The 18223-nt window shown below is 72.5% G+C and carries 13 protein-coding genes; 3 read left to right on the forward strand and 10 right to left on the reverse strand.

What is annotated here, in order from left to right:
• Positions 1-804 precede the first annotated feature (804 nt).
• From ABZ078_RS13605 to ABZ078_RS13620, 4 genes are all read right to left on the reverse strand, one after another.
• Positions 805-1275 (reverse strand): DUF6099 family protein, encoded by a 471-nt coding sequence (locus ABZ078_RS13605; protein WP_356574789.1) that lies wholly within the window; start codon positions 1273-1275, stop codon positions 805-807.
• Between the two features lie 208 nt (positions 1276-1483).
• Positions 1484-1810, reverse strand: a complete 327-nt coding sequence (locus ABZ078_RS13610) for a nucleotide pyrophosphohydrolase (RefSeq protein WP_356574791.1) — start codon at positions 1808-1810, stop codon at positions 1484-1486.
• Positions 1807-2967 carry an ATP-binding protein gene (locus ABZ078_RS13615; RefSeq protein WP_356574793.1) on the reverse strand — a complete coding sequence of 387 codons (1161 nt, stop codon included), beginning with the start codon at positions 2965-2967 and terminating at the stop codon, positions 1807-1809. Before ABZ078_RS13615 ends, ABZ078_RS13610 begins: the two co-directional genes overlap by 4 nt.
• 359 nt (positions 2968-3326) lie before the next feature.
• Positions 3327-3716, reverse strand: coding sequence for a cell division protein SepF (locus tag ABZ078_RS13620; RefSeq protein ID WP_356574795.1), 390 nt, complete (start codon positions 3714-3716; stop codon positions 3327-3329).
• A gap of 231 nt (positions 3717-3947) precedes the next feature.
• Between ABZ078_RS13620 and ABZ078_RS13625 the strand changes: the two genes are divergently transcribed.
• Positions 3948-7982, forward strand: coding sequence for a bifunctional nitrate reductase/sulfite reductase flavoprotein subunit alpha (locus ABZ078_RS13625; RefSeq protein ID WP_356574797.1), 4035 nt, complete (start codon positions 3948-3950; stop codon positions 7980-7982).
• Between the two features lie 154 nt (positions 7983-8136).
• Positions 8137-9801, forward strand: a complete 1665-nt coding sequence (locus ABZ078_RS13630; protein WP_356575010.1) for a hypothetical protein — start codon at positions 8137-8139, stop codon at positions 9799-9801.
• 673 nt (positions 9802-10474) lie between these two features.
• On the opposite strand, the gene ABZ078_RS13635 is transcribed toward ABZ078_RS13630, so the two are convergent.
• On the reverse strand, positions 10475-11248 hold the full coding sequence (locus ABZ078_RS13635; RefSeq protein WP_356574799.1) for a carbonic anhydrase: 774 nt from the start codon (positions 11246-11248) through the stop codon (positions 10475-10477).
• A gap of 232 nt (positions 11249-11480) precedes the next feature.
• On the opposite strand from ABZ078_RS13635, the gene ABZ078_RS13640 reads away from it, so the two are divergent.
• Entirely contained in the window at positions 11481-11945 is a 465-nt protein-coding gene (locus ABZ078_RS13640) for a DUF6174 domain-containing protein (RefSeq protein WP_356574801.1), read from the forward strand.
• On the opposite strand, the gene ABZ078_RS13645 is transcribed toward ABZ078_RS13640, so the two are convergent.
• From ABZ078_RS13645 to ABZ078_RS13665, 5 genes are all read right to left on the reverse strand, one after another.
• Entirely contained in the window at positions 11942-12973 is a 1032-nt protein-coding gene (locus ABZ078_RS13645) for a hemolysin family protein (RefSeq protein WP_356574803.1), read from the reverse strand. The two genes, ABZ078_RS13640 and ABZ078_RS13645, sit on opposite strands and share 4 nt — an antisense overlap.
• Positions 12970-14310 carry a hemolysin family protein gene (locus ABZ078_RS13650; RefSeq protein WP_356574805.1) on the reverse strand — a complete coding sequence of 447 codons (1341 nt, stop codon included), beginning with the start codon at positions 14308-14310 and terminating at the stop codon, positions 12970-12972. Before ABZ078_RS13650 ends, ABZ078_RS13645 begins: the two co-directional genes overlap by 4 nt.
• Before the next feature lie 137 nt (positions 14311-14447).
• A complete protein-coding gene (locus tag ABZ078_RS13655; protein WP_356574807.1) occupies positions 14448-15581 on the reverse strand; it encodes an acyltransferase family protein in 1134 nt (377 codons plus the stop codon).
• 203 nt (positions 15582-15784) lie between these two features.
• Complete coding sequence (locus ABZ078_RS13660) at positions 15785-16807, reverse strand: hemolysin family protein (RefSeq protein ID WP_356574809.1); 1023 nt, start codon at positions 16805-16807, stop codon at positions 15785-15787.
• On the reverse strand, positions 16804-18141 hold the full coding sequence (locus tag ABZ078_RS13665; protein WP_356574811.1) for a hemolysin family protein: 1338 nt from the start codon (positions 18139-18141) through the stop codon (positions 16804-16806). Before ABZ078_RS13665 ends, ABZ078_RS13660 begins: the two co-directional genes overlap by 4 nt.
• Positions 18142-18223: the final 82 nt, after the last annotated feature.

Raw genomic sequence — 18223 nt, forward strand, 5'->3', positions numbered from 1 at the left:
GTGCAGGACTACATCGACCGCGGGGTGCTCAAGGAGCGCCCGGACGGCACCGGGCGCGGTGGCTGGGCTGGGGCGGAGGGGGGATGGGGGCCGGAGGTGGGTGGGGCCGGGGGCGCGGGCACCCAGCACCGGCGGGCCACCGCCCCCACCCCCACCCAGGCGCACGACCCCACCCGAACGGCCGCCGGCACCCACGGCCAACCGCCCCGCCTGATCCCAACCCGAACGGCCGCAGACATCGCCGCTCAAGCCGCTGCATGCCCCCTCGGTCAAACCGCCGCACGGATCCCCGCTCAAGCCGCCACAGGCATCCCCGGCCCAACCCCCACGCACCCGCGGTCAAACCACCCGCGCACCCCCACTCAAGCCCCACCTCACTCCCCACCGGGCCAACCGCCCGCATGCCCCTCTCCCAACCGCCGCACGCACCCCCGCCCGAGCCGCCACCGGCTTCCCCGGCCCACGCACCCTCGGCAACCGCCCGCACGCACCCCCGCTCAAGCCCCACCCGGTCACCCGTGGCCGCCTCACGCATCCCCGGCCAACTGCCCACACGCACCCGTCCCAACGGCCGCACACACTCCGCTCAAGCCCCGTCCCAACGGCCGCACACACTCCACGCTCAAGCCCCACCCCAGACAGCCGTCGCACACACACCACTCAAACCGTCGCAAGCCGCCCAGCCCACCGCACGCACGCCACCAAGCCGCCGCACACCACCCCGCACGCACCCCACCTGAGCCGCCCCACCCGCTCCCCGCCAAACGCACCCACACGCCCCCGCTCAACCGCCGGAGGCCCCCGCTACCCCGCCTCCCTCTCCGCCAGGACCTGATCCCGGTCCGCCAGTCTTCGCAGCATCTCCAGGACGCGATCCCGGGACTCGTCCGCCGCGTCGATCGCCTCCATGCACTGCCAGTACGTCCTCTCGTCGTCCGCGGCGCTGGCCAGGCCGACGAGGGCGATCCCCACCTCGCCCAGGAGGCTCCCCAGGTGCATCAGCGCCTGCCGGGCATCGCCCAGCTCCGTGAGCTGCGCCGCGCGTAAGGCCCCCTCCGCCAGTTCCGGCGCGTCCAGGACACCGCAGCCACGCCCCGCCAACTCCGTCAACCCCAACGCCTCGCCCCGTAGTTCAGGCGGACCGAAGACGGCGAGCCGGCTCCCTATCGCCTGTGCCAGGGCCTGCGCCTGCCACACCTCGGTCATGATCTCCGGCGCGGCTCCGCCACCGGCCAGCGCACGCCTGCTCGTCACGATGAGTCGCACCGCGTCCATCCGCTGTCCCCGTCTGTCCGACGCGCTGCCCACGCGTCCACCCGAACTCCCGAACCCTCGAACTCCCTTATCCACTACCCAGAGTGAGGGTCCTTGAGACGAAAAGCTAGAGGAAGGCGGAAATCTCTGGACAACTTTTCAGCTACGACCCGCTGAACGAACACGGAGAGTGAAAGCGGACCAGATCCCTCCCGGTCTGCGTCCCTCCCTACGGCGCCGGGAATCTCCGCTCGTTCCGGTCGATCTTCGCGTCCAACGCCGCCAGCGGATCGACCCCGAGCACCTCGCACAGTTGGAGCAGATACGCCAGCACGTCCGCGACCTCGTCCGTCACCCGCTCCGCGGTCTCGGCGTCGTCCATGACCCGCGCCGACTCCTCCGGCGTCAACCACTGGAAGATCTCCACGAGTTCGGACGCCTCCACGCTCAGCGCCGCGACGAGGTTCTTCGGCGTGTGATACGGCTGCCAGTCGCGCGCGGCGGCGAACTCGGCCAGCCTGCGCTGCAGCTTGGCCACGTCAAGAGGTTCGGTCACGGCTCCAGGTGTACCACCGTCACCCCGCCCGCTTCCGCCACCCCAGACGCGTCACTCACCACCCCGAGCACCCGGATGTGCCCCCGCGCGCACATCCGTGCCGCCAGCCGCAGCAACTCCTGCCGCTGCCCCGGATCCAGCCCCCGGTCGAACCCGTCGGCGAGCACGGTGAGCGTCTGCATGGCCGCGGGCACCTCGCCGACCGGGTCGACCTCCAGCACGCCGGGCCCGGTCAGCAGCACCAGTGACAGCGCGAGAAAACGCAGTTCACCGTCGCCCAGCCGAGCCAGTTCCGTCAGGATCCCGTCGCCCCGGTCGAGCTCCGCCCGCACCGTCCCGTCGCCCCGCACCCGCGCGACCACATCCGCCACCGCCCCGGCGCACCCGGCCCGCACCTCGGCCACGAAACGCGCGTGCCGCCGTCCGCACTCGGCTCGCGTCCGCCACAGCACATCGGCGAGGTTGTCGCAGCCGCCGAGCAGCCGCCCGGACCCGACCGGCACCGGCCCCCGCATCCGCTCGGGGCGAGGATCGCAGGCGAACACCGAACGCAGCGCCACCACCATCTGTTCCGCGGCGGCCAGCACCCGGCGCTGCCCGTCCGTCTTCCCCGCCACCCGCAGCGGCAACAGCGTGGTACCGAGCCGGTCGTCGGGCAACGGCGCCCGCGTCACCGGCGACTGCCCGGCCGTGTGCCACGCGGCCTGCACATAGGGCCGGCTCGGATCACGCAGAGCCGTCTCCAGCAGCACCACTCCGCCCGCGCTCAACCGCTCGCCGACGATGCGCAGTTCGGGCTCTGCCTGCACGGCGACATCGAGCCGGACCGGCCCCTCGGGCCCGTCGGCGGTGCAGCCGATACGGAAGCCCCGCCGCCGCTGGGCGTCGGGCCGGGCCCGCTCGGGCACACAGGCGACCGGATCGGGGAAGACCTCACCGACCCCGGCGCCGGCGCCGAGCCGGGCCAGCGCCTCGTACGCCCGCAACGCGGTCGTCTTCCCGCTCCCGCTGGGCCCGGCCAGGAGCGTCAGCGGCCCGAGCGGAAACGCGGCCCGCCGATGCCCGGCGAACGCGGACAACCGCAGCTCGGTCACGCGAGGCCGGCCGGCGCACCCCTCGTCGCCCCCCACGGGGCGCACCCCGGACGACTCCCCCACGGGCCGCGCCGAGGACGGCCCGGAAACCCCGAGGCATCCCTGAGACGGCCTGGAGCCTTCGGGGCCTTCCGAAGACGGCCTGGATACTCCACGCCCGCCCGAAGGCGCCCCGAAGCCCCCGAGACGTTCCGTGGAGGACCCGGAGTCCCCAGGACGCTCCGAGGACGACCCGGAAACCCCGGAAACCCCGGAAACCCTCAGGTGCCCCGAAGCACCCCCAGGGCGTTCCGGAGACGGCAGGGAAGCGGCATCAGACACAGACGACACGGCCATGATCGGACCGTAGGACCCGGCGCCCCAGGCGAACCGTTCAGCCCGACGCCCTTCCTACGATCGAGGTACCGCGCCGACCGGCGCCCTCACGCGCCCGGGGCCCCCGCGCCCTCCATCAACCCGCTCACCTCGGTGCCCGGCGGCGTCAGCAGGAAGATGTTCCGGTCCACCCGATGCATCCCGCTCGCCAGTCCGAAGACGACGCCGGTGCTGAAGTCCAGGACCCGCTTGGCGACCTCGGTCTCCGCGCCGGTCAGATCCAGGAGCACCGGAATCCCGGCCATCAGTGTCTCGGCGACCTCGCGGGCGTCGGCGAAGACGTTGACCCGCAGGACGACGAACCTGCGTCGCGGCTCTGTCACGGCCTCCGGGTGGACGCGATGGTCCACCGCGGACGGCCAGGCGTCACGGCCGCGCAAAGGAACGACCTGGGCGAGCCCCTCCCACTGTTCATCGGTGACGTCGTGGCTGTTCACCGGCTCCCCCCGACCTGACTCGCCTTCAATACCTGCACCGGCCAATTCTTACGCCAAGTCACCCGTTCGGCCCAACAGCGACACGGTGCGCGACCGCGACACACCCCCTCACATCGAGCCCTCGGCGGCTGTGTGGCCGACGTAACTCCTCTTGATCAAGGGATGTGACATCGACGTAACGGGCAATTCGTACGCTCCAGGCACCACCCCGACCGCCGGAAAGGGCAGCGCGTGACCTCGACCACCTCCACGACTCAGGTCCGGACGGTCTGCACGTACTGCGGTGTGGGCTGCGGAATCCTGCTGGACGTCGGGATGGGGCCGGACGGGCGGCGTACGGTCCTGAAGGCGGCCGGTGACAAGGCCCACCCGGCGAACGCGGGCCGGCTGTGCACGAAGGGCGCGACGACGGCCGAGCTGCTCGCCGCGCCCGGGCGGCTGACCACCGCGCTGGTCAGGGACGACCGGGGCGAGGAGCCGGTGCCCTCCCCCATGGCCGACGCGATCGCCGAGACCGCGCGGCGGCTGCGCGCGATCATCGACGAGCACGGGCCGGACGCGGTCGCCTTCTACGTCTCCGGGCAGATGAGCCTGGAGGCCCAGTACCTGGCGAACAAGCTGGCCAAGGGGTTCGTGCGGACGAACCAGATCGAGTCGAACTCCCGGCTGTGCATGGCGAGCGCCGGCATGGGTTACAAGCTGTCGCTCGGCGCCGACGGGCCGCCGGGGTCGTACGAGGACTTCGACAAGGCCGACGTCTTCCTGGTCATCGGTTCGAACATGGCCGACTGTCATCCGATTCTCTTCCTGCGGATGATGGAGCGGGTCAAGGCGGGCGCGAAGCTGATCGTCGTCGATCCGCGACGCACCGCGACCGCCGCCAAGGCCGACCTGTTTCTCCAGGTCAAGCCGGGTACCGACCTCGCGCTCCTCAACGGCCTGCTGCGTCTGCTCGTCGAGAACGGCCACACCGACCCCGACTTCATCGCCGCCCACACCGAGGGCTGGGAGGCGATGCCCGGGTTCCTCGCCGACTACGCGCCGGCCGCCGTCGCGGAGATCACCGGGATCGCCGAGGACGACCTGCGCACGGCCGCCCGGCTGATCGGTGAGGCGGGCGAGTGGATGAGCTGCTGGACGATGGGGCTCAACCAGTCCACGCACGGCACCTGGAACACGAACGCCCTGGTCAACCTGCATCTGGCGACCGGGGCGATCTGCCGCCCGGGTTCCGGCCCCTTCTCGCTCACCGGGCAGCCCAACGCCATGGGCGGGCGCGAGATGGGGTACATGGGGCCGGGGCTGCCGGGGCAGCGGTCCGTCGCCGTGGACGCCGAGCGGACCTTCGTCGAGGAGCTGTGGGAGCTGCCGCCGGGCACCCTGCGCGCCGACGGGGTGGGCAAGGGCACGATCGAGATGTTCCAGAAGATGGCCGACGGGGAGATCAAGGCCTGCTGGATCATCTGCACCAATCCGGTCGCCTCCGTCGCCAACCGCCGTACCGTCATCGAAGGGCTGGAGGCCGCCGAGTTCGTCGTCACCCAGGACGTCTTCGGCGAGACCGAGACCAATGCCTACGCCGATGTCGTGCTGCCCGGCGCGATGTGGACCGAGGGCGAGGGCGTCTTCGTCAACAGCGAGCGCAACCTCACGCTGACCCGGCCGGTGGCCGACCCTCCCGGGGAGGCGATGGCGGACTGGCGGATCATCGCGGCCGTCGCGTGCGCGATGGGGTATGAGAAGGGCTTCTCCTACGACAGCGCCGAGGACGTCTTCGAGGAGATACGGCGGGCCTGGAACCCCGTGACCGGCTGGGATCTGCGCGGGGTGACGTACGAGCGGCTGCGGGCCACGCCCGTGCAGTGGCCGGCCGCCGACCCGGACGGGCCCGCGCGCAATCCGATCCGGTACGTCGACGCCGAGGGCGGGCTGCGGTTCCCCACGGCGAGCGGGCGCGGTGTCTTCCACGCGCGGCCGCACATGCCGGCCGCCGAGATGCCGGACGACGACTACCCCTTCGTGCTGAACACCGGGCGGGTGCAGCACCAGTGGCACACGCTGACGAAGACGGGACGGGTCGCCAAGCTCAACAAGCTCAACCCCGGGCCTTTCGTGGAGGTGCATCCGCAGGACGCGCGTGAGCTGGGGATCGCCGACGGGGACCGGGTGGAGGTCGCCTCGCGGCGGGGGCGGGCGGTGCTGCCGGCGGTGGTGACGGATCGGGTGCGGCCCGGGGGGTGTTTCGCCCCGTTCCATTGGAACGATCTGTTCGGGGAGTACCTGAGCGTCAACGCGGTGACGAGCGACGCGGTCGATCCGATCTCCTTCCAGCCGGAGTTCAAGGTGTGCGCCGTGTCGCTGGCCAAGGTGGCGACTCCCGTGCCGGACAGGCCGGTCGAGGCACTGACGCCGACGGCCGTCACCCCCGGCACGGCCGATCCCTTCGGGCTCGAACCCGCGCCGCCCCCCGTCCTGTCCGCCCAGGAACGTCTCTACCTCACCGGGTTCCTCGCCGGCCTCGACTCCGGCGCGCCCGGTGTCCCCGTACTCCCCGCGGACGCGCCCTTCAGCCCCGAGCACGCGCTGTGGGTGAACGGCGTCCTGGCCGGCATGTACTCGCGCACGTCGGCGCGGCCGCGTGTGCGGGACGACCGTGAGGTCGTCGTGCTGTGGGCCTCGCAGACGGGCAACGCCGAGGAGTTCGCCACCGCCACCGCCGAGCGGCTGGGCGCCGCCGGGCACCGCACCACCCTGGTGGGCATGGACGAGACCGACGTCGGCGCCCTCGCCCGCACGGCCGATCTGCTCTTCATCACCAGCACGTTCGGCGACGGCGACGCACCCGACAACGGGTCGGGCTTCTGGGACACCCTGGCCGACGAGGGGGCGCCACGGCTGGACGGAGTGCGGTACGCCGTACTCGCCTTCGGCGACTCGTCCTACGACGACTTCTGCGGGCACGGGCGGCGCCTCGACGCCCGGCTGGACGAGCTGGGCGCGGTGCGCCTGGCCCCCCGTACGGATTGCGAACCGGACTACGAGCCGTCCGCCGGTGTGTGGCTCGACCAGGTTCTCACGGCGCTGGGCGGCGGCACGGACGTACCCGCGGTCGAGAAGCCGAAGGCCCCGAAGGCTCCGAAGGCCAACCCCAAGCCCGCCCCCATCACCGCCCGCCTCGTCGGCAACCGGCTGCTCAGCCGGCCCGGCGCCGGCAAGGAGGTGCGGCGCTTCACCTTCGAAACGAGCGGGACCTCGCTGACGTACGAGGCGGGCGACGCGCTCGGCGTGCGGCCGGTCAACTCGCCCGCGCTGGTGGAGGAGTGGCTCGCGGTGACGGGTATGGACGGCTCAACCGCCGTGCGGGTGAAGGGGGTTGGCGAGGTCGCCTTCGCGGACGCCCTGCACCGGCACCTCGACATCACGAAGATCACCCCGGACCTGCTCCGCTTCGTCGCCGAACGCGTCCGTGACGACCGGGAGTTGCGTCGGCTGCTGCGGCCCGACAACAAGGACGGCCTGGCGCAGTGGAGTTGGGGGCGGCAGGCCGTGGACGTCATCGCCGAGCACCCCGTGCGGGCGGGCGCCGAGGAGTGGGCCGGGGTGCTCAGGAAGCTCCAGCCGCGCCTGTACTCCATATCGTCCAGTCCGCTCGTCGACCCGCACAGCGTCTCGCTGACGGTCTCCGTCGTGCGGTACGAGAACCTGCGCGGCCGGCCGCGCGGCGGGGTGTGCTCGCCCTTCCTGGCCGACGCCGAGCCGGGCACCGAGGTGCCGGTCTTCGTACAGCGCTCCCCGCACTTCCGGCCGCCCGCGGATTCCTCGACGCCGATGGTGATGGTGGGCCCGGGCACGGGTGTCGCGCCCTTCGTCGGCTTCCTCCAGGAGCGACGCGCCCTCGGGCACAAGGCGCCCAACTGGCTGTTCTTCGGCGAACAGCACCGGGCCAGCGACTTCTACTACGAGGAGGAGCTGACCGGGCTGCTCGACGAGGGCACCCTCGCCCGGCTCGACACCGCGTTCTCGCGCGACCAGCGCAACAAGGTGTACGTCCAGGACCGGATGCGCGAGCACGGCCCGGAGCTGTGGCGCTGGCTGCAGGACGGGGCCCACTTCTACGTCTGCGGCGACGCCTCGCGCATGGCCAAGGACGTGGACCGGGCGCTCAGGGACATCGCGGTCGCGCACGGGGGGCTGGAGGAGGCCGAGGCGTCGGCGTATGTGAAGCAGCTGGCGGCGGCGAAGCGCTACGTCCGGGACGTGTACTGACCGGCACCGGGGCTCGCGGGTGATCTTCTCACCCGCCTCACACCGGACTCTTCCCCACCGTCGGCACCGCGCTCACCAGCGGTGATTACGTTCCGGTGGCGTGCAGTCGGCAGAACAGCAAGTGGTGGCGCCCGTCCGGCGGACGCGGGTGCCGATGTCCTTCGCCCCGGAACCCCCGGCGCAGTGGCACCGCGTCCTGACGCTCCTCGCGGACATCAGCCTCTTCGTCGGCACGCGTGCGATCTGGACGCAGGCGGCCGGGCACCGTCTCGTCGTCGCCGCGGCCATCTCGGTGTGCTACGCCTCGATCCTGGTGTGCGGGGTGCTGGCGCTGGTGGTGCGGCGGGCGAGGACACTGGCGCGGCTGGACCTGTGCGTCCTGGTGACCGCGGTGACGCTGACGCTGTGCGCGTGGGCGGTGAACCACCAGGGCAGCGACGAGGCGCTCCTCACCAGCCAGGCCGCCCGTGAACTGGTCGCCGGGCACCCCGTCTACGGGCAGCCCTGGCCATGGCTGTTCGGCCACGGGGTGGCGCTCACCCCGACGGTGACGGGCGGCTACGACTTCACGTACGGCTATCCGCCCCTGGCCCCGCTGCTGACGGCCCCGCTGTTGTGGCTGGGGCACGGGGGCACGCCGGCGACGGCGGTGAGCACGGCCGCCCTCGTCGCCGGTACCGTCACGCTGTGGCGGATGCTGCCCACGCCGTGGCGGTCAGCGGCGACCATGGCGTGCCTCGGCTTCGGGTTCCTGCCGTCGTACGGCCGCCTCGGCTATCCGGCGATCGTGGCGCTGGCCCTGCTGGTGCCGGTGGTGGTGCGGTGGCCGCGGCTCGGGCGGGGCGGGCGGCTCGGGGCCGGCGGGCTGGCGCGGGCGGCGTGTCTGGGGGCGGCGTGCGCGGCGCAGCAACTGCCGTGGTTCGTCGCGCCGTTCCTGCTGGCCGGGATCTACGCCGTGCGGCGCGGGGAGCTGGGCTCACGGGCGGCGGCGCTGGTCGTGGCGCGGATCGCCGGGGCCGCGGCAGTGGTATGGCTGCTGGTCAACACGTACTTCGTCGTCAGCGAGCCCGGCACGTGGATCCGGGGCATCGCCCTGCCGTTGACGCAGGGCGCGGTGATCCACGGCCAGGGCGCGGTCGGCATCTCTCTGTACTTCACCGACGGCAGCGACCGGCTGGACTGGTACTCCCGGGCGAGCGTGCTGCTGGCGGCGGGGCTGCTCGCGCTGTTCGTGCTGTTCGTGCGGCGGCTGGGGCCCGCGGCGACCGTGCTGCCGTGGTGCGCGTTCTTTCTGGCGACCCGGTCGCAGGACGGCTACTACCTGATGATGACGCCGCTGTGGCTGGCGGCGGCGGTGACCGCGCCGGCGTCGGAGTTCGCCGCCGCCTGGCAGCCGCGTCCGCGGATGCTCTGCCGGCAGGGGGCGCGGGTCGCGGCTGCCGCGTTGCTGCTCCTCCCGGCCCTGGGGAGCGCGGCATGGGCGGCGAGCGGGACACCGCCGCTGCGGATGACGGTGACGTCGGCGCTCCGGGCGACGCCGGCTTCCGTGCGCCGGTTGACCGTTCGGGTCACCAACACGGAGGGCGTCGCCCTCGCTCCCCACTTCACCCTCACCACGGGCCAGGGCATGAAACCGTACTGGACGGTCGTACGGGGCCCGGCGACGCTGCCCGCCCACGCGACGGCGCGCTACGAGCTCCGGCCGCCCCGGGGCCGGTTCGTCCTGCCCCGTGCGGGCGTACGGATCCGGCTGCGGGCCTTCACCGCCGCGCCGCAGACGCTGTCGAGCGCCGACGTCAGGCTGCCGCGGTCCGGGTGAAGCGGAGGGTGCCGACCGCAGCCGTCCGCACCGGTAGTCCACGTGTGAACCACAGGTGGAGCTGTGCGGTGGAGGCGACGCCGGAGTGGTCGCCGGTGCGGTCGCGGGTACCCGGGCGGCGCCCGCGGTGGAACTGCTGGCGCCCGCGGGCCGGCGGGTGACCCTGCCCACCGAGCCGCTGCGCTGCGGGCTGACCTGGATCTCCCCCGGCCAACTCGGCGTCGCCGAACGGGTGTTGACCCGGACCGTCCGCCATCTGGCCGGTCATCTGCGCGCGGGCGGACTGGTGGTCGGTCTCGAAGCGAGCTGTACGGCGGTGTTCCGGTCGGACGCGGGCGAGCTGTTCCCCGGCGACCGGGATGTGCGCGGGCCGGCGGAGCTGCCGTACGCAGATCCACGAGGGGGACAGCGGCGGGCACGAGGGCGTCCACCTGGCGGAACTACTGGCCTCGGCACTGCCGGGGTCCGAGGGGCCGGCAGTGCGTACGGACTCGCCCCGGGCGCGCGGCCGACCGCCCCGGGGCACGGGGGTCGGGCTCTCGCGCTCGCTTCAGCGGGGGTCGCGGCAGGTGGGCCGGCCACGGGGGCGGTTCGGATGGCGCGGGCCGTGCGGCGGTGCGCTCACGCGGGCCGTTGACTCGGCCGCCCTGGAACGGGCGGCCGGTCATCGGCGTCAGGCGGCGGGAGTCCCGCTCAGGACCTCCACGCGGCCCGTCTCCAGCGAGTAGTAGGCGCTGACGATGGCCACGTCGCGCTTCCTCAGCAGCGGAGCGAGGTTGGTGCTCTTGCGCAGGTCGGCGGCGGTCTGCCGGGTGTGGACCCGGATCATGGCGTCCACCGGGTCGGCGTGCTTCTGCTTGGATATCTCCTCGTAGGCCGGGCGCACGGCCTCGACGATCGACTGCAGGTTGCCCGGCAGCGGCGTCTTCTCCTTGAGCGCCTTGTACGCCGCCTTGACCGCGCCGCAGCTCTGGTGCCCGAGGACGACGATCAGCGATGTCCCCGCGGTCAGGGGCCCGTACTCGACGGAGCCGGTCACGACCGGGGAGACCACCTGGCCACCCGTGCGCATCACGAACAGGTCGCCGATGCCGGTGTCGAAGACGAGCTCCGGCGGCACCCGGGAGTCGATGCACGAGAGGATCGCCGCGTAGGGCTTCTGCTCCGCGGCGAGGAGCGTGCGCCGCTCGGGGGTCTGGTCGGGGTGCTGCAGCTTCCCGTCCACCCAGCGCTTGTTGCCCTCCATCAGCCGGTCGAACGCGGTCCGCGGCGAGTCGGGCCGCGCCACCGCGGCGACGGGCGAGGCAGCCGGCGCCGCTCCCGCGGCCGCCTTCTCTGCCGGCGCGGCGGTGTCCGACTTGGACGAACAACCGGTGATCACGGCCGCGGAAGCGGCGAGTCCTCCGACGAGAAAGGCTCTGCGCTGTGGTACCGAGACACTGCCCATGTCTGTGTTCCCTTCTGGTGTCCTGCCTGGTGAGGCGGGTGATGCCACTGTTGCGAAGCGGCGGTTAACGCCCGTACAGGGCTGATGAAGGGCACGAGAAGCACCCGGCCAATTCACCGAGAGTCACCCGACGACTGCGGCAGGCAGGGCAGTTGGGGGCCGGAAGGCCGGTCGAACGTTCCCCGGGCGAGCGGCGTCATAGCGGTAGTCGTTCGTCGAAGGGAGGGCCGCCATGACCGTCGTACCTGCCGCCGCCCGTGCCGGGACCCGTGCCGCACTGATCGGAGGACTGATCTGCGCGGCCGCCGCCTGCGGCACCGGGACGGAGGGCGTGGCGGCGCAGAGCCGGGCCCCGTGGCGGGAGCCCGGCTCGTACAGCTACACGCTCCTGTCGAGCGGTGGGGAGCGGACCTTGCTCGGCACCTTCCGGATCACGGTCCGGGACGGCGCCGTGGTCGAGGCGGTGGGCCTCGACGACAGCGGCCGGGGCGTGGCCGAGCGCGTGCCCGACGCGGTGCCCACCATCGGGGAACTCCTCGACGAGCTGGACCAGGCGCTACGGGACGACGCCGACGAGGCCGAGGCGGAGTACGCGGCCGACGGGCACCCGGTTCGGATCTCCCTGGACTGGGAGGAGAACGCGATCGACGACGAGGCTCTGTACGTCATCAGCGCCTACGAGCCGGCGGAGGACTAGCGCGTCGAACTGCGCCCCTGTGGTTGCAGGAAGCGGGCCAGCAGGTCGTCCAGGCTCACCATGCCGGTGAGCCGGCCCGTGGCGTCGCGGACCACGGCGAGCGAGGCCCGGCGCCTGCGCAGCAGGTCGATCGCGTCGGCGACGGTGGCGTCCTCGGTCAGCTCGGGCACGGGGCGGGCCAGCGAGCGGGCGTCGGCGGGCCGCCCCTGGGCGCGGGCGACCAGCACGTCCCGGGCGTGCAACGAGCCGACGACGGTGCCCCGGTCGCGGACCAGGAGCCGGGTGCGGTCGCTGTCGGCGGCCAGGCGCAGGATCCCGTCGGCGTCCGCGTCCGCGTCGACCGAGGAGATGGCGGCGGCCGGCACCTTGAGGTCGCGCACCGGGGTCTCGGGCTCGGTCAGCGAACGGGTCAGCAGCTGCGAGTCCGTCTCGCTGATCAGGCCCAGCCGCTCGGACTCCGCCACGAGGTGGGTGAGCTGCTCGCGGTTGTGGACCGACGCCAGCTCGTCGCGCGGGGTGACGCGGCACAGCCGTACCAGAGCGTTGCTCATCGTGTTGAGCACCTGGATCAGCGGACGCACGGCCTTCACCACGCCCCGGAAGGAGGGAGCCAGGAGCATGGCGGAGCGCTCGGGATGGGCGATGGCCCAGGACTTGGGCGCCATCTCGCCGACCACCATGTGCAGGAACACCACGACGATCATGGCGACGGCGAACGCCACGCCGTAGCTGAGCGCGCCGGGCAGGCCCAAGTCGTGCAGCAGCGGGTCGAGTTCGTGGGAGATCGCCGGCTTGGAGACCGATCCCAGGCCCAACGTGCACACGGTGATGCCGAGCTGGGCACCGGCCAGCATCAGCGACAGCTCGCGCATCCCCGCCACGGCCGCCTTGGCTCCGCGGCGGCCCTGGGCCGCGGCCTGCTCCATGCGGTGCCGCTTCGCCGCGACCAGCGCGAACTCGGCGGCGACGAAGAACCCGCTGCCGATCAGCAGCAGCACGGTGACGAGGAGTGCCGTCGGGAAACTCATGCCTGCTCCTGCGCCTTCTCGGCCACCAGCCGCTCGACCCGTACCCGTTCGGGCACGTGCCGGTCGAGGGTACGGACGTCGATCACCACGCTGTCGCCGTCGGCGAGCGCGACCGTGAGGCGGTCACCGATGGCGGGGAAGCGGCCGAGCCGGTCGACGATCAGGCCGGCCACGGTGTCGTAGTCCTCCTCCTCGGGCAGCTCGACGCCGGTGGCGTCGGCCACCTCGTCCAGGCGGCGTCCGGCGTCCACCAGCCAGCCGTCGCCGTCCGCGACCGCGATGTCGGTGAGGATGTCGGACTCGTCGGCGATGTCGCCCACGAGTTCCTCGGCGATGTCCTCGTAGGTGACGATGCCGGCGACTCCGCCGTGCTCGTCCAGGACGACGGCGAACTCGTCGTCCCGCTCGCGCATCTGCACCACCGCGTCCGGCAGCGGCAGGGTGTCGGGCAGCAGCAGCGGCCGACGGGCCGCCGCACCGGCCGTGGTCGCCGCCAGCCGGTCCGCGGGCAGGCCCATCAGCTCCCGGACGCCGAGCACGCCCGCGATGTCGTCCGGGTGGTCGCCGAGGACGGGGTAGTTGGAGTGGCCGTGCTCGGCGATCAGGTCGATCGCCTCGGCGGCGGTGGCGTCCTTGCGCACGAAGTAGGCGTCCGCGCGGGGCACCATCACCTCGTCCAGCGTGCGGTCGGAGAACTCCATGGCGTGGTCGAGCAGCTCTGCGGTCCCGCGCGGCAGCCGGCCCTGTTCGTGGGACTCGCCGATCAGATGCCCGAGTTCCTCCAGGGTGGCGCCGTGGTGCAGTTCCTCGACCGGCTCGATGCCGATCCGGCGCAGCAGCCGGTTGGCGGCGCCGTCGAAGATCCGTACCACCGGTCCGACGACCTTCAGGTACGCCAGTGTGGAGGCGGCCAGCGACTTCGCCAGCCGTTCCGGGACGGCGAGGGCGAGGTTCTTCGGGGCCAGCTCGCCGATCACCATCTGCACGACGGTGGCCAGCACGAAGGCGAGCACGACGGAGATGCCGCTCACGGCGGCGTCGGGGACACCGAGGCCGGACAGGGCGGGCCGGAGCAGTGCGGACACTGACGGCTCGGCGATGAAGCCGACGACCAGTCCGGTCACGGTGATGCCGAGCTGGGCGCCCGAGAGCATGAAGGACAGGCGCTCGAGCACCTTCAGGGCGCGGGCTGCCCTCTTGTCGCCGGCCTCGGCCTCTCGGGCGAGGGCGAGGCGGTCGGCGGAGACGTAGGCGAACTCCTGGGCGACGAAGTAGCCGGTGCCGACGGTCAGGACGAAGACGGCCAGCAGGCCCAGCAGGGCGTTGGCGGCACTCAACGGCGTGTCAATCGTGAAGGGGCACCCCGCCGCGTGCCGTGCTCAGGAAGAACCTGGCGGGATGGTCGGGGACGGTGCCCCGGGGGGTCCGTCGGTCTGGCGGACACGTGGTGCTCCTTGGCTAGGTGTTCCTCCGTTCAACGATTCTGGCCGAATCCGCGTTCCCGGTCCCGGAAGGCATACGCCATCCGTGGCTCGGTCACCCGGCGGAAGACCCGCTGTACGGCGGGCGTGCACAGCGCGGTCATGACCGCCGCCGCGACCAGCGTGACCGTGATCTCGCCGAGGGGCTGCCGGATCCAGGTGTGGTCGTACCAGCCCAGGTACTTGGCGCCCTGGGCGACGAAACCGTGCAGCAGGAAGCCGTACAGCGTGCCGGCGCCCAGCGCGGTGAACCACGTCCGGCGGCCGGGCACCCAGGCGAGGAAGCAGGCGACCAGGACGATCGAACAGCCGAAGGCGGCCAGTGTCATCACCGGCCCGTACCAGGCGGGCGCGGCCAGTGCCTCGGCGCTCTCGCTGTGGAAGAACCAGGCGTAGTTCATCCGCGGGACCGCCCAGTACGCCGCCGTGAGGGCGCACACCCAGACCGGCAGGGCCAGGACCCGCGCCGCACGGCGGCGGACCAGCCGGACGTGCTCCGGCCTCAGCAGCAGGCCGAGCACGAAGTACGGCAGGAACTGCAGGACGCGCTGGAGGCCGAGGTCGTCGCCGATGGACGGCGAGAGCGTGGCGAGCATCGCGATGGCGAGTGCGAACGGCAACGGCCAGCGCACGAGCCGCCAGACCGGGCTGGTCAGCCGCCAGAGGAACAGCGCCGCGAGGAACCAGGTCAGGTACAGCGGGTCCAGCAGGCTGACGGGGCGATCGGGATCGTCCCCGGCCCACCGGACGAACAGGGTGTACGCCACCTCGAAGACGACGTAAGGCACGACGACGTGGCGGACGAGGCGCCCGACGCGCGCGGGGCTCGCTTCCCAGCCGCGCGAGAAGTAGCCGCACAGGACGATGAACAGCGGCATGTGGAAGGCGTACACGAGCATGTACAGCGCGGTGACGGCCCGGCTGCCCTCCCGCAGAGGCTCCCAGGCGTGGCCGGCCGCCACCAGCACGATCCCCAGGTACTTGGCGTTGTCGAAGAAGGAAACCCGCTCACCGCCCCGTCTCGGCCCCGCCCCTGCGGACGGCAGCGGCTGCTGCTGTCGCTGCGGTGCGTGTACGCGTGTGACTGCGCGTGTGACTGCGGGTACGGGTGTGGCGTCAGCGGACATCGCAGCACCCTAAGCACACCTACGCACGCCCCCTCAACCACGCCATGTGCGAACGCACACCTTATGAGCCACCGCAGGCACGGTCACGCTCGGAGCGGCCGGGGGCTGCGGGGGGGGCCGGCCCCGGGGCTCACGCGAGCCGCCGGAGCCGGGCTCACGCGGGTCGCCGGAGCCGGGCTCACGCCGTTACCGGCCCCCGGAACTCACGCGGTGGTCGGGGACGGGCCGACCAGTTCGGACAGGACGTCCTCCATCGTCACGAAGCCGATCACCTTTCCGCCCTCGCCGAGGACGCCCGCGAGATGGCTGCCCTCGGCGCGCAGCGCGGTGAGGGTGTCGTCGAGTGGGGTGTCGATGCGGACCCGGGTGACCGGGTGCAGGGTGCCGGGTGGGAAGGGCCGGTCGCGGTCGGCGACGCCGAGGGTGTCCTTGATGTGCAGGTAGCCGAGGAGGGCGCCCGCGGGGCCGGTGACCGGGAAGCGGGAGAAGCCGGCCTCGGCGGCCACGCGTTCCAGCCGGGCCGGGGTGACGGTGTGGTCGACGGTGCGCATACGCTGCACCGGCACGAGGATCTCGCCCACCGGCCGGGTGCCCAGCTCCAGCGCGTCGCGCAGGCGCTCGCCGTCGGCGGGGGTGAGCAGTCCGGCCTCGCTGGAGTCGACGACCATGCGCACCAGTTGGTCGTCGGTGAAGACGGCGTCGACCTCGTCCTTCGGCTCGACGCGCAACAGCTTCAGCAGGGCGTTGGCGAAGGCGTTGATGCCGAACACGAACGGCCGCAGGGCCCGGGTGAGGGCCACCAGGGGCGGGCCGAGCAGCAGGGCGCTGGGGACCGGGGCGGCGAGGGCGATGTTCTTCGGGACCATCTCGCCGAACAGCATGTGCAGATACGTCGCCACGGTCAGCGCGATCACGAAGGCGACCGGGTGCACCAGGGCGTGCGGCAGATGGACCGCCTCGAAACCGGGCTCCAGCAGATGCGCGATGGCCGGTTCGGCGACCGCGCCGAGCACCAGGGAGGAGACGGTGATGCCCAGTTGGGCGGTGGCCATCATCGCGGAGAGGTGCTCCAGGGCCCACAGGGTCATCTTCGCCCGCTTGTCGCCCTCGTGGGCGCGGGGCTCGATCTGGCTGCGGCGCACGGAGACGAGGGCGAACTCGGCGCCGACGAAGAAGGCGTTGGTCAGCAGCGTCAGGGCGCCGATGGCGAGTTGGAGGGCGGTCATCGGGCGTCCTCCGCGAGCTGGACCCGGCGGGCGGCGGCCGGCCCGGTGATGCGGATGCGGTCGGCGCGGTGGTGCTCGACGTCGAGGACGTCCAGTTGCCAGCCGTCCAGGTCGAGCACGTCCCCCTTGTCGGGGATGCGGCCCAGGCGGGTCGCGATGAGTCCGGCGGCCGTCTCGTACGGGCCTTCCGGTGCGGTCAGTCCTATGCCGGCGAGTTCGTCGAGGCGTACGCCGCCGTCCGCCTCCCACACGGAACGTCCGTCCCGTGTCGCCGGGCCGGGCAGCAGGTCGGGGACCTCGACGGGGTCGTGCTCGTCGCGGACCTCGCCGACGACCTCCTCGACGATGTCCTCCATCGTGGCCACACCCGCCGTGCCGCCGTACTCGTCGATGACGACGGCCATGGTGCGGGTGGTGCGCAGCCGCTCCAGCAGCCGGTCGGCGGTGAGGCTGTCGGGGACGAGCAAGGGCGCGGTGGCCAGTTCCGTGACCGGTGTGACGAGCCGCTTCTCCGGGTCCAGGGCGAGGACGTCGCGGATGTGGACGCTGCCGATGACGTCGTCGAGGCTGTCGCGGTACACCGGGAAGCGGGACAGGCCGGTGGCGTGGGTGAGGTTGGCCGCGTCGGCGGCCGTCGCGCGTGCTTCGAGCGCCTTGACGTCGACGCGCGGGGTCATCACGTTCTCGGCGGTCAGCTCGCTCAGGTGCAGGGTGCGCACGAACAGTTCGGCGGAGTCCGGCTCCAGGGCGCCCTGGGCCGCCGAGTGCCGGGCGAGCGCGACGAGTTCCTCGGGGCTGCGGGCGGAGGCCAGTTCCTCGGCGGGCTCCAGGCCGAAGCGGCGTACGAACCGGTTCGCGGTGTTGTTCAGGTGACGGATGAACGGGCCGAAGGCGGCCGTGAAGCCGCGTTGCGGGCCCGCGACGACCTTCGCGACCGCCAGCGGCCGGGAGATCGCCCAGTTCTTCGGCACCAGTTCGCCGACCACCATCAGCACGACGGTGGAGACGACCACGCCCAGCACGGTCGCCACGGACGGGGCGGCCCCGCCCAGGCCGGCCGCCGTCAGCGGGCCGCGCAGCAGCGCGGCCAGCGACGGCTCGGCGAGCATGCCGATCACCAGGGAGGTGACGGTGATGCCGAGTTGGGCGCCGGAGAGCTGGAGGGTCAGGCGGCGTACGGCTTTCAGCGCGCCCTCGGCGCCGCGCTCACCGGACTCGGCGGCGCGCTCCAGTTCGCCGCGCTCGACGGTGGTCAGCGAGAACTCGGCCGCGACGAACAGCGCGCAGGCCAGGACGAGGAGGAGGGCCAGCAGGAGCAGCAGGATCTCGGTCACCGTGCCACCCCCGTTCCCTCATGCGCGTGGGGCGTGCGGGGCATGGCACGGCTGGTACTGGGAGGCTCACCCATCGCGGGCT

Source organism: Streptomyces sp. NPDC006385, assembly GCF_040612485.1.
Taxonomy (GTDB): domain Bacteria; phylum Actinomycetota; class Actinomycetes; order Streptomycetales; family Streptomycetaceae; genus Streptomyces.